Below are 13027 nucleotides of genomic sequence, written 5' to 3' on the forward strand. Positions count from 1 at the left end.
AATTTGCTTTAGCTATACCAGTGTCAATATATTGAATAGCTGTTGTATGGACTTCAAAGCCACATTAAATCAACTTAATGCGAATAAATCAGATTACTTAAAAGGTATAGGAACGCCTATTCTTGTTCTTGCCGCTCTCGGTATGGTCGTGTTGCCCATGCCTGCGTTTCTGCTCGATATTTTATTCTCATTTAATATTGCACTTTCACTTGTTGTACTACTTATAACTTTATACACACTGAAGCCACTCGATTTTGGCATTTTTCCAACAGTGTTACTTATAGCAACTATTTTGCGCTTAGCGCTTAATGTGGCAAGTACTCGGGTAGTTTTGCTTGAAGGTCATGAGGGCGGTGATGCCGCTGGTAAAGTGATTGAAGCATTTGGCTCTGTGGTTATAGGTGGTAATTACGCTGTTGGTTTAGTGGTGTTTTTAATTCTAATAATTATCAACTTTGTGGTAATTACCAAAGGTGCAGGCCGTATTTCAGAAGTTTCAGCACGTTTTACATTAGATGCAATGCCAGGTAAACAAATGGCAATCGATGCGGACTTAAATGCGGGCTTTATTACTGCTGAGCAAGCGCGAGAGCGTCGTACTGAGGTGACGCGAGAAGCGGATTTCTATGGTTCGATGGATGGTGCCAGTAAGTTTGTAAAAGGTGATGCTATTGCTGGTATTGTTATCTTAGTGATAAATATTATTGGTGGCTTGTTTATTGGCATGATCCAACACGACTTGCCTTTTAGTCGTGCAATGGAAGTTTATACATTGCTGACAATTGGTGATGGTCTCGTTGCTCAATTACCTTCTCTATTACTGTCTATTGGTACTGCGATAGTAGTGACACGTCAAAATGAATCACAAAATATGGGTGAGCAATTTCATGCTCAACTTGGCAATGATAAAGCACTCTATATCGCCGCAGGTATTTTAATTGTAATGGGTTTGGTGCCTGGCATGCCTAAAGTGGCTTTCTTAGGTTTAGGATTCTTAATCGGTGCTATTGCCTACTGGAATAAGCGCATTAAAACGCAAAAAGCGGAAGATGAAGCACAGCAACAAGCTAAAGGTAAATCGCCGAATCAAGAACAAGCGCAAATTGAACAAAAAGAACTTGGCTGGGATGATGTACAGCAAGTAGATGTTATTGGTCTTGAAGTTGGATACCGCTTAATTCCATTGGTTGACCAAGCACAAGGTGGTGAGTTGCTTAGTCGAATTAAGGGCGTGCGTAAAAAACTATCGCAAGAATTAGGCTTCTTAGTACCTCCTGTGCATATTCGTGACAATCTAGAGCTTGACCCAAATGAATATCGTATAACTTTAATGGGGGTATCGAGTGGTCATGGTGAGTTAAAACATAACAATGAATTAGCAATCAACCCAGGACAAGTATTTGGTGAAGTAAAAGGCGTTGCTACTAAAGATCCAGCCTTTGGTTTAGATGCTGTATGGATTGCACCAGAGCAAAAAGATGAAGCTCAATCATTAGGTTATACAGTCGTTGATGCTGCAACTGTTGTTGCTACCCACATTTCCCAACTGCTTCACAATCACGCTGCATTATTGATTGGGCATGAAGAAGTGCAAAACTTATTAGATATGCTGGCCAAATCTCATCCTCGTCTAATTGAAGGACTTGTACCAGACATTTTACCTCTTACTACCATTGTTAAGGTACTGCAAAACTTGTTGAACGAAGGTGTGCCAATTCGTGATATGCGCTCTATTGTTCAAACCTTGGTTGAGTATGGACCACGCAGCCAAGACCCTGATGTGTTAACGGCTGCAGTGCGCATTTCGCTGCGTCGTTTAATCGTTCAAGACGTTGCTGGTAACGCCCCTGAAATTCCTGTCATTACATTGGCGCCTGAGTTGGAACAGATGTTGCATCAGTCACTTCAAAGTGCAGGTGATGAAGGTGCTGGTATTGAACCAGGGCTTGCAGAAAGACTTCAAAACTCTCTCGGCGATGCCCATCAAAACCAAGAAATGGCTGGTGAACCTTCAATACTGTTGACATCGGGGATGCTGCGCAGTGTGTTATCACGATTTGTGAAACACAGCCTACCAGGGCTGCGTGTGATGTCATATCAGGAAGTACCTGAAGAAAAACAGATAAAAATAGTTTGCTCGGTTGGTCAACAGTAATAAGACAAGGTGAGGTGTGACATGAAAATTAAGCGTTTTTTTGCAAAAGATATGCGTACAGCATTAAATGAAGTAAAGCATGAACTAGGCCCTGATGCGGTGATCATGTCAAACAAACGTATGGCTGATGGTATTGAAATTGTGGCTGCTGTTGATTATGAAAAAACGGTACAAAGTGCTCCTGTTTCACCAAAACTTTCGGAAGAAAAGCCGAGATTTAACAGTCAGTTTGTAAAACCTAAACCGCAAATGGCAAAACCTGAAAAGCAAGCTGCTGTTGCTGATAGTCTTTCAGCACTACTCGAGCGACAAGCGAAAAAAGCACCTCAATATGATAAGCCAGCAGCAAAGCAGACTCACAACTGGTTTGATGAAGATAAATTTACTTCTTCTCAAGAAGAATCATTTAATGCGTTTAATCAAACCAAACAACCGACAACGATGAATTCAGAGCCTCAAACATCACACGAAATGCAAGCAATGCGTGATGAAATGGCCTCAATTAGACAGCTTTTAGAACACCAACTTTCAGGCTTAATGAGTGAAGATATGGCACGTCGTGACCCAACACGTGCATTATTGCTAGATCGCCTTAAAGGCATGGGTATAAGTGAAGCTGTAGCTGACCAGTTAGCATGTTTTATTCCTGATGACGTTGCACCGCGTCAAGCATGGCAAGAAACATTAAATATGTTAAGTAAACAACTCTACACGGCAAACAATGAAATCTTACGTCGCGGTGGCGTGTATGCTTTGGTTGGCCCAACCGGTGTAGGTAAAACCACAACTGTAGCGAAACTTGCTGCCCTTGGCGCACAAAAGTTTGGCGCGAACAATATTGCATTGATCACAACCGATACTTATCGTATTGGTGCATACGAACAATTATCAACTTATGGCCGCATTATTGGCTGCCCAGTGAAACAAGTTAAAAATGCAGAAGAACTTACTGAAATTCTTTATCATTTAAGAAATAAGCGTCTAATATTAATTGATACAGCAGGAATGAGTCAACGGGACTTGCGTTTGTCTGAGCAACTGAATACATTAATGCGTAATAGTCGAGTTGATATTCGAAGCTACCTTGTTTTGAGTGCGACAGCCCAATTGGAGGTACAACAAGAAGCCATTAAACAGTTCAAACAAGTTAAGTTAAGTGGTTGTATCTTCACAAAACTTGATGAATGTCTAAGTTTAGGTGAAATTATAAGTGTAGCCATTCAAAATCGACTGCCAATAGGCTATCTTACCAATGGACAACGTGTACCAGAGGACATCCGTGTAGCAAATGCGGAAAAATTGGTCAGTAAAGCACAGCAATTGTATGCAAAACGAACAAACGCGCAAGCAAGACGTGCATCAGGCATGGCGCATCAAGCAGTAGGAATGTATGATTAACCCAGAATTAGATCAAGCTAGTGGCCTGCGGAAAATGACAAACAATAACAAGGCTGTAAAAGTAATTGCGGTAACTGGAGGTAAAGGAGGGGTTGGCAAAACCAACGTTTCACTTAATATGGCAATCGCCATGGCACAACAAGGCCAAAAAGTACTGGTACTCGATGCCGATTTGGGGTTAGCAAACTGCGATGTGATGCTTGGCTTACGCGTTGAGCGAAATTTGTCACACGTGTTATCGGGTGAATGTGATCTTGAAGATATTTTGGTTGAAGGTCCCTATGGCGTAAAAATAGTCCCAGCAACATCAGGTTCACAAAATATGGTTGAATTAACTCCTTCTGAGCATGCAGGGCTTATTCGTGCTTTTGGTGAATTAGATTCTCATTATGATGTGTTGGTTGTAGATACGGCAGCAGGTATTTCTGATATGGTATTAAGTTTCTCACGAGCCTCCCAAGATGTGCTAGTTGTGGTGTGTGATGAACCGACTTCTATTACAGATGCTTATGCTCTGATTAAAGTGCTCAGTCGAGAGCACGGAGTCTATAAATTCAAAATTGTAGCTAATATGGTGCGTAGCTTAAAAGAAGGTCAGGAGCTTTTTGCGAAGCTGTCGAAAGTTACCGATCGTTTTTTGGATGTATCCCTTGAACTTGTAGCAACAGTGCCATTTGATGAAAATATTCGTAAAGCCATTCGTAAACAAAAAACCATTGTAGATGTTTTCCCTAAATCGCCTGCAGCAATCGCCTTTAAAGCCTTAGCAACAAAAGCTGCAACTTGGCCGATCCCTAATCAGCCATCAGGGCATCTTGAATTTTTTATCGAGAAATTGGTTAGCAACTAGGAATGCCTATGAAACGAACCACTGCCTATGCTAACCAAAATCAATTATCTCAACTTGTTGAACAGCATACGCCGTTGGTTAAACGTATTGCCTACCATATACTCGCTCGTTTGCCCTCAAGTGTTATTGTTGAAGACTTAATCCAATCGGGCATGATAGGCTTAATAGAAGCCGCTAAGAATTTTGATGGTTCTAAAGGCGCGAGTTTTGAGACGTATGCGGGTATTCGCATCCGTGGTGCTATTATCGATGAAACCCGCAAAGGAGACTGGGTACCTCGCTCAGTTCATAAAAATGCGAGAGAGGTTGCTGCGGTTATTAACAAGTTAGAAGCGGAGTTGGGTCGCGAAGCAAAAGATAGTGAAGTTGCTGAAAAACTTGATATTACGATAGATGAGTACCATCATATTCTAAGAGATATTAGTAATGGTAAGATTATTGGCATTGAGGATCTAGGTGTTGACGAGGATGTTATAGATGCAGGCCTTGGTAATAATGAACAAAACCCATTATTAGATATACAACAAGATAAATTTAATAAAGCATTGGTAACAGCAATACAAACTTTGCCCGAAAGGGAAGCATTAGTGCTATCGCTTTACTACAATGATGAAATGAATTTAAAAGAAATCGGATTGATTCTTGACGTAAGTGAATCGAGAGTCAGCCAAATACATAGTCAGGCCATGGTGCGCCTTAAAGCAAAAATCCATGACTGGATATAGAATAAAAGTAGTAAGTAAACAATTAGGTGCATACCTCACTGGAGGATATTTTGGATAAAAACATGAAAATTCTTGTAGTTGACGACTTTTCAACAATGAGAAGAATCATTAAAAACCTGTTAAGAGATCTTGGTTTCACAAATGTACAAGAGGCGGATGATGGAAGTACTGCGCTGCCGATGTTACAAAATCAAGAGTTTGACTTTGTAGTAACGGATTGGAATATGCCAGGTATGCAAGGTATTGATTTGTTACGTGCAATTCGTGCGGATGATAGCCTTAAACACATTCCTGTGTTAATGGTGACAGCAGAAGCGAAGAAAGAACAAATTATTGCTGCCGCACAGGCCGGTGTTAACGGCTACATAGTTAAGCCGTTTACTGCTGCTACGTTGAAAACAAAGCTTGACAAAGTTTTTGAGCGTTTAGGCTGATTGGGAAGGAGAGGTTTATGTCAGCAGGTGCTGCGCCTCAAATTACCTTAGAACAAGCTAAGCAGCTCGTTGCGTTTCTTGAAAATGGTGAACATCAACAAGCGCAAGAGCTGTTAAAGCAGGTTACGGCAATTGAGCAGGATGAATTATTTGGTGAGGTAGGCAAACTGACTCGCCAATTGCATGATTCATTAAAAAACTTTCAATTAGACACCACGTTATCAGCGCTAACTACGGAATCCATTCCGGATGCGAAGGAGCGCCTCAACTATGTTATGGAAATGACGGAGCAAGCTGCAAACACAACAATGGATGCGGTTGAAGCTTCTCTACCCATTGCCGATAAACTGCAAACTGATCTTAATAACATTAAACCCAAATGGGATAAATTGATGTCGCGCGATCTTAAAGTTGGTGAGTTCAAGGTACTCTGTCATGAGTTAAATGGTTTTATGCAAGAGGCCAAATCTAACTCTGATAAATTGAATAGTTTAATGACAGAAGTCTTGATGGCTCAAGGATATCAAGATCTTACAGGTCAAGTTATCAGACGTGTTATAGAACTAGTGCGCGAAGTCGAAGATAGCTTGATTCATATGTTAACAGTGTTTGGTACACCGGTAGAACATGTAGGATCACCTGAGACAACACGAAAACAAGAACAACAAATGGTTGCTGATGGTGAATTAGACCAAGTAGCTGAAGGCCCAATTATTAATGCTGAAGCACGTGAAGATGTGGTTTCAGGTCAAGATGAAGTAGACGATCTATTATCTAGTTTGGGCTTCTAATCGGAGAAAAATGCATGAGCTTTGATGTCGATGAAGATATTTTACAAGACTTTTTAGTCGAAGCCGGTGAAATTTTAGAGTTGCTCTCAGAACAGTTAGTGGAATTGGAAAATAATCCTGAAGACACCGACTTACTGAATGCAATTTTTAGGGGCTTTCATACTGTTAAAGGAGGGGCTGGTTTTCTCTCAATGACGGAATTGGTCGATGCCTGTCACGGTGCGGAAAATATTTTTGATGTGTTACGTCAAGGCCAACGCAGAGTTACTCCTGAATTGATGGATGTGATTCTTCAAGCGCTTGACACTATTAATGAAATGTTTGGGCATATTCAAAATCGTGCACAACCAGACCCAGCTGATCCTCAGTTACTCGCTGAGCTGCATAGGTTAAGTCAACCAGAAAGTGCTGATGAAATTGTTTCCAGTGACGAACCTGCTGCCGAACCAGCCTCAGTTGAACAAGATCCATTTGATGATATCTTGTTTGATGCTGGTGATTCAGACATAGCAAACGACTCTGGTAGTGTTGATGACATAACCGAAGAGGAATTTGAAAGTCTATTAGATGAGTTGCACGGCTCTGGAAATGGTCCTGCGACGGTATCGAACTCAAGTTCAGATAGTCCTGATTCTGATGAAATTACTGATGATGAATTTGAAAGTTTATTAGATGAATTGCATGGTGCAGGTTCATTTGGTGGCACATCGGACGAAGTAAGTGCTTCAGTACCGAATGATGAATCGCCAGCGCCTACATCGGTTAGCGCGAGTGGTGATGAAGACATCACAGAGGATGAATTTGAAGCATTACTTGACGAACTCCACGGTAAAGGTGGTGCGCCAAAGGCGAGTGAAAATTCGTCAAATGATGCACCTATAGCAAAACCTACAGCGTCGAAACCAAGCGCACCAACTCAGCAAGCAAGACCAGATGCAGTTAAGCCACAGACGTCAGCAAAACCAGCTGTACCAGCTAAACAACCGGTATCAAACGCTTCAGCACCTCCAGCAAATAAAGCGCCAGCTAAACCAGCTGCACCACCTGCTGAAACTACAGTTCGTGTTGACACTAAGCGTCTTGACCAGATTATGAATATGGTTGGTGAGTTAGTATTGGTTCGAAATCGACTTGTGAGTCTTGGTTCAAATGTCAGCAACGAGAGTATGAGTAAGGCGATTTCTAATCTTGATGTCGTTACAGCTGACCTTCAAGGAGCTGTAATGAAGACGCGGATGCAGCCGATCAAAAAAGTATTTGGTCGTTTCCCCCGTGTTGTTCGTGACTTAGCGCGAAGTTTAAAAAAAGAAATTAACTTACAGCTTGTTGGTGAAGAGACTGATCTAGATAAAAATTTAGTTGAAGCGTTAGCTGATCCGCTTGTTCACTTAGTTCGAAATTCAGTTGATCACGGTATTGAAATGCCAAATGACCGTGAAGCTGCCGGAAAACCGCGTACTGGTACAGTAACACTTTCAGCATCACAAGAAGGTGACCATATTTTGCTAACCATAGAGGATGATGGTGCTGGCATGGATGCTGAAAAACTGAAGAGTATTGCAATAAGTAAAGGTGTTATCGATGCAGATCAAGCTGCAAGATTATCAAATACAGAAGCATATAACTTAATTTTTGCGCCAGGTTTTTCAACGAAGGAAGAGATATCAGATATTTCAGGTCGTGGCGTGGGCATGGATGTGGTTAAGACCAAAATCACACAGCTCAACGGCACAGTGAATATTGAGTCTGAAAAAGGCAAAGGTACGGTTCTTGAAATTAAGGTACCGCTAACACTAGCAATTTTACCAACATTAATGGTGGTTGTTGGTCAACAAACTTTTGCTTTGCCATTAGCCGGTGTGAATGAAATTTTTCACCTAGATTTAACCAAAACTAATTTGGTTGACGGACAACTTACCATTATTGTTCGCGATAAAGCGATACCGTTATTCTATCTAGAAAAATGGTTATTACGTAATCCGCGGACTGAACAAAAACGTTCTCAAGGTCATGTAGTTATTGTTCAACTTGGTACTCAACAAATGGGCTTTGTAGTCGATTCACTGATTGGTCAGGAAGAAGTAGTCATTAAACCGTTAGATGCACTATTGCAAGGAACTCCTGGTATGGCTGGTGCGACCATCACTTCAGATGGTGGGATTGCGCTTATTCTGGATGTACCTAGCTTGTTAAAGCACTACGCAGGGCAAGGTCGCAATAAAAAGTAAGAGAGCATTTAATGACAATTCGGGTTTTAGTTGTAGATGATTCTAGCTTCTTCCGCCGTCGCGTAAGTGAGATATTGAATCAAGATCCCAATATTGAAGTTATTGGTACTGCCAATAATGGAAAAGAGGCTGTTGAAAAAGCTGCGGAATTGAGGCCATCCGTAATTACAATGGATATTGAGATGCCGGTGCTTGATGGGATAAGTGCTGTTAAGCAAATTATGCAGCAAACACCAACGCCTATTTTAATGTTTTCTTCGTTAACGCACGATGGTGCTAGTGCAACACTTGATGCGCTTGATGCAGGGGCCTTAGACTTTTTACCCAAGAAATTTGAAGATATCGCTCGAGATAAAGAAGAAGCAACAAAAGTACTACAACAAAAAGTGCGAGAAATAGGGCGTCGAAGAGTGGGTGGATTGCGCTCACATCGAACGATGACTTCTCCCTCTAGCAGTACAAGACCTAGCCGAGCCTCATCCCCAAGCCTTCGTCAACCAGATAGAATATTCTCACCTAGGACAAATGTTGCTGACTCAAGATCAGGAAGCTCATCAGAAAGACCAAAAGCTTCGGGTAAAAAGTATAAGTTAATGGCAATAGGCACCTCTACTGGGGGACCTGTCGCATTACAAAAAGTGCTTACGCAATTACCAGCAACCTTTCCTCATCCAATATTGCTAATTCAGCATATGCCTGGGGCGTTTACTCCCGCGTTTGCACAACGTTTAGATTCTTTGTGTCAGATTACAGTAAAAGAGGCTGAAAATGGTGATGTACTCAAACCTGGAGTCGCTTATTTGGCACCGGGTGGTAAGCAAATGTTGGTTGAAGGTCGCGGCGGTAGTCAAAAACTTAAAATTTATGAAGATGACAGCGCTCGTGTAACTTACAAGCCAAGTGTGGATATTACTTTTGCTAGCGCAGCGAAGAGCTTTGGAGACTCTGTACTTGCTATAATATTGACTGGTATGGGGGCTGATGGGCGTGATGGTGCACGCTTACTAAAACAAGCAGGTTCAATAATATGGGCTCAAGATGAAGCAACTTGTGTCGTATATGGGATGCCTCAAGCTGTTGTAAGTGCAGGCTTAAGTGAGAAAAGCATTGCATTGGAAGATGTTGCAAAACACATTAATACGGAAATAGGTTGTGGATAAGCTGGCCATTTTCGGTGTCATTTTAGCGTTTGTAGCGATCGGCTTCGGTTACACCATAGAAGGTGGTGTACTGACAAATTTATTTGACGTTTCAGCATTTATTATTGTGTTTGGTGGTACGTTAGGAGCTGTTATGTTGCAAGCTACTAAGTATCAATTTTTAACCGCTATTAAAATGTTACCTTGGGTATTCAAACCACCTAAACATGACTTTCCAAAAGGGATTGAACAAGTAAAAAATTGGGCTGCAAAAGTGCGTCATGATGGGTATCTTTCGCTTGAAAATTTAGCGATAGATGAGAAAGATTATTTTGTCTCTAAAGGCTTAAATCTCCTTGTCGATGGCAGTGATGAACAGCAATTTTTTGACACCATGGAAAATGAAATCTTACAAAGGCGTTATGCTCTTAATGAATCAAGCCAAGTTTATAATGCGATGGGGGGCTACAGTCCGACATTAGGTATATTGGGCGCGGTGTTAGGGCTTATTCAGGCAATGAATTTTATTCAACAGCCGGATATGTTAGGCGCTGGTATTGCAACTGCATTTGTGGCTACTATTTATGGTGTTGGGTTTGCTAACCTAATTTATATTCCGATAGCTAATAAGTTAGCGAATTTGGTTGATGAACATTGCCGCTATCATCAAATGCTTGCTGAGGGAATGTATTGCATCTTGCAAGGTGATTCGCCTAATGTGATTGAACAAAAATTATCAGCTTACTTAATCGAAAAAAATAACAGTTCACTATTTAAGTAACGTTTATGGCGCGGTTCAAGCAATTTAAACAACCTGATAACAACGACAGCAGTCATCGCTGGTTAGTCTCTTATGCTGATTATATGACTTTAATGTTTGCTTTATTTGTAGTGATGTATGCAATGGCAATTATTGAAGAAGAAAAATTCTCTGTGCTATCAGATACTATTTCACATGTTTTTAAATCTAACGATAAATTTGTCAAAGCTGATGGCTCGGGTGTATCAGGCGAAGGTGTATTAAATAGTAACGAACCTAATGTTGATAGTAATTTGCATGGTATTAGTATTGTAAATGAGGAGAAGGGCCCTGAACTTGTTGATGGGCGCGGTGAACTCAATAATTTAACGCAAAAGTATTTAGGTCAGCCGCTAGATTCACTTGAAGAAGAGCTTAAGACGGCTATTTCTGACGAGCTCGAAAGCGGACAAGCGCGATTAGAAAAAGATATGAATTGGCTTACTATAGAGTTGAGTTCAAGCCTTTTGTTCGCTAGTGGCAGTGCTGTTGCAACGGAGCGAGCACGGGATGTATTACAAGCACTACTGCCAATTTTAAATTCTAATCGGAACTATTTAAGAGTTCGAGGCTATACTGATGATTTACCAATAAATAATGAGGTTTTTCGCTCGAACTGGCATTTATCTGTTGCACGGGCAACAGAGGTGCTTGTTTGGTTGGAGTATCTTGGTGTGATTTCTGCCAGAATGGCAATAGAAGGTTATGGTCAATATTCACCTTTCAGTGATAATGACACAGAACAAGGCCGCCAGCAAAATCGCAAGGTTGTGATTGCTATCTCGAAATATGCGCTGCCAGAAAATGACGTAGCTCAACCACAAAATGCAACGGCTAAGAATACAGAATTACAAATTGAAAAATTTAAGCAACAAACTCAACGAGACGATACACTTAAAGTGATCCAATTACCTAATGGTGGGATCCGCATTACGACCCGAGAACAAGAACAACAATAGGTACTCATTTGAAAATTTGGACGGTAGCAAACCAAAAAGGTGGTGTTGGTAAAACCACCACTACAGTGACCTTGGGAGGCTTACTTGCTTCGCGAGGAAAGCGTGTTTTGCTGATAGATACTGATCCACATGCATCATTGACCTATTATTTTGGTATTGATTCTGAAGAGCTAGAAGTCAGTGTGTTTGATATTTTTACGCGCGGCAAAGCAATGGCTCGGGAAGAAATTTTACAGTCTTTGTGTCCTTCAGGAGTTGAAAACTTAGATATTCTACCAGCGACAATGGCAATAGCGACACTCGATAGAAGCTTAGGTAAAAAAAGTGGTATGGGACTTATTTTACGAAATGCCCTCGATAAAGTAAGTGATGAATATGATATTGCTATTCTCGATTGCCCCCCTGTACTAGGGGTGTTGATGGTGAATGCCCTTGCTGCATGTAATCGTGTATTAATTCCAGTGCAAACAGAGTTTTTAGCGCTCAAAGGGTTAGATCGCATGATGCGCACAATGGAATTAATGCAGAGCTCACAAAATAAATTTTATAATTTTACCATAATACCAACAATGTATGATAAACGTACAAAAGCATCATTAGAGGCATACAAAAAGCTGCGGGCATTATATGGTGATAAAGTATGGCCAGGTGTTGTGCCGGTAGATACTAAGCTCAGAGATGCAAGTCTTGCCATGCAAGCGCCACATCAATACTGTCCCAAGTCTCGAGGGGTATTTGCATACACTTCATTACTCGAGCATTTAGAAGGGGTAAGGGATGACTAAGCAGTTATTTGCTAATGAAAAGGTCATGAAACAATATTTAGATGCGCTGTTGCAAGAAGAAGCATCTGAAAATATTGTAAGCCCTGTTGAAAACCTACTGAATGATGTTGAAGTTAAAGCGGCAGAGCATCAAAAGTCTATTGCGCAGCCCATTAAATCACCGGTAACACCTGCTAAGCGAATTATTGAAGAAGTTACTAGTACAGAATTTGACGAAGCGGTCGAAGTTTCATTACCACCACTTCGTACTCAAGATGAGAGCTTTAATGCCGATGAATTCCAAGCACTTTACTTTGAAGTCGCAGGGCTCACACTTGCTGTTCCACTTAAATCTTTGGGTGGTATTTATCAATTAGGTGAAATAAATCAACTGTTTGGTAAACCGAACTGGTTTAAAGGGGTAATGTTGCATCGTGAAGAAAAGCTCAATGTTGTTGACTCAGCACGCTGGGTAATGCCAGAAAAATATAACAAAAAGCTAGAAGAAGGGCTAAACTATCAGTATCTTATAATGTTAGGTGAATCTAACTGGGGACTGTTGGCTGAGCGTTTAATCGATAATGTTAGTTTGTCTCACCAAGATATCAAATGGCGTAATAATGCAGGTCGAAGACCATGGCTTGCTGGATTAATTAAAGAGAAAATGTGTGCTTTAATTAATGTATCAGTAATGACTGAATTATTAGATCAAGGGTTAGATAGCCAAGACGATAATGCCCAATGCAAATCGTCTAGTTAGTCGCAGTTAATACATATCCACATTG

Annotated in this window: 12 protein-coding genes; all 12 read left to right on the forward strand. The window is 41.0% G+C overall.

What is annotated here, in order from left to right; translation table 11 throughout:
• The first annotated feature begins 46 nt into the window (after positions 1-46).
• Genes flhA through ABYD77_RS00915 form a run of 12 tightly spaced genes read left to right on the forward strand, consistent with a single transcriptional unit; the run spans position 47 to position 13002 of the window.
• Complete coding sequence (flhA, locus tag ABYD77_RS00860; protein ID WP_372766064.1) at positions 47-2155, forward strand: flagellar biosynthesis protein FlhA; 2109 nt, start codon at positions 47-49, stop codon at positions 2153-2155.
• A 21-nt stretch (positions 2156-2176) separates the two neighbouring features.
• Positions 2177-3553, forward strand: a complete 1377-nt coding sequence (gene flhF / locus ABYD77_RS00865) for a flagellar biosynthesis protein FlhF (protein ID WP_372766066.1) — start codon at positions 2177-2179, stop codon at positions 3551-3553.
• Positions 3546-4403: a MinD/ParA family protein gene (locus ABYD77_RS00870; RefSeq protein WP_372766068.1), complete on the forward strand. Its 858-nt coding sequence runs from the start codon at positions 3546-3548 to the stop codon at positions 4401-4403. Before flhF ends, ABYD77_RS00870 begins: the two co-directional genes overlap by 8 nt.
• 8 nt (positions 4404-4411) lie before the next feature.
• Positions 4412-5128 (forward strand): RNA polymerase sigma factor FliA, encoded by a 717-nt coding sequence (locus ABYD77_RS00875; RefSeq protein WP_372766070.1) that lies wholly within the window; start codon positions 4412-4414, stop codon positions 5126-5128.
• Between the two features lie 50 nt (positions 5129-5178).
• The gene (gene cheY / locus ABYD77_RS00880) at positions 5179-5562 is read left to right on the forward strand and encodes a chemotaxis response regulator CheY (RefSeq protein WP_010560568.1); all 384 of its coding nucleotides are present in this window, start codon (positions 5179-5181) and stop codon (positions 5560-5562) included.
• 17 nt (positions 5563-5579) lie between these two features.
• Positions 5580-6353 carry a protein phosphatase CheZ gene (locus tag ABYD77_RS00885; protein WP_372766072.1) on the forward strand — a complete coding sequence of 258 codons (774 nt, stop codon included), beginning with the start codon at positions 5580-5582 and terminating at the stop codon, positions 6351-6353.
• Between the two features lie 14 nt (positions 6354-6367).
• Positions 6368-8581, forward strand: a complete 2214-nt coding sequence (locus ABYD77_RS00890) for a chemotaxis protein CheA (protein ID WP_372766074.1) — start codon at positions 6368-6370, stop codon at positions 8579-8581.
• Positions 8582-8592: 11 nt separating this feature from the next.
• A complete protein-coding gene (locus ABYD77_RS00895; protein ID WP_372766076.1) occupies positions 8593-9741 on the forward strand; it encodes a chemotaxis response regulator protein-glutamate methylesterase in 1149 nt (382 codons plus the stop codon).
• Positions 9734-10501 carry a flagellar motor protein gene (locus ABYD77_RS00900; RefSeq protein WP_372766078.1) on the forward strand — a complete coding sequence of 256 codons (768 nt, stop codon included), beginning with the start codon at positions 9734-9736 and terminating at the stop codon, positions 10499-10501. Before ABYD77_RS00895 ends, ABYD77_RS00900 begins: the two co-directional genes overlap by 8 nt.
• Before the next feature lie 5 nt (positions 10502-10506).
• Positions 10507-11478: a flagellar motor protein MotB gene (locus ABYD77_RS00905; protein ID WP_372766080.1), complete on the forward strand. Its 972-nt coding sequence runs from the start codon at positions 10507-10509 to the stop codon at positions 11476-11478.
• A gap of 8 nt (positions 11479-11486) precedes the next feature.
• The gene (locus ABYD77_RS00910) at positions 11487-12263 is read left to right on the forward strand and encodes a ParA family protein (RefSeq protein ID WP_372766082.1); all 777 of its coding nucleotides are present in this window, start codon (positions 11487-11489) and stop codon (positions 12261-12263) included.
• Complete coding sequence (locus tag ABYD77_RS00915; protein ID WP_372766084.1) at positions 12256-13002, forward strand: chemotaxis protein CheW; 747 nt, start codon at positions 12256-12258, stop codon at positions 13000-13002. Before ABYD77_RS00910 ends, ABYD77_RS00915 begins: the two co-directional genes overlap by 8 nt.
• Positions 13003-13027 lie beyond the last annotated feature (25 nt).

Source organism: Pseudoalteromonas sp., from assembly GCF_041629635.1.
Lineage (GTDB): Bacteria > Pseudomonadota > Gammaproteobacteria > Enterobacterales > Alteromonadaceae > Pseudoalteromonas.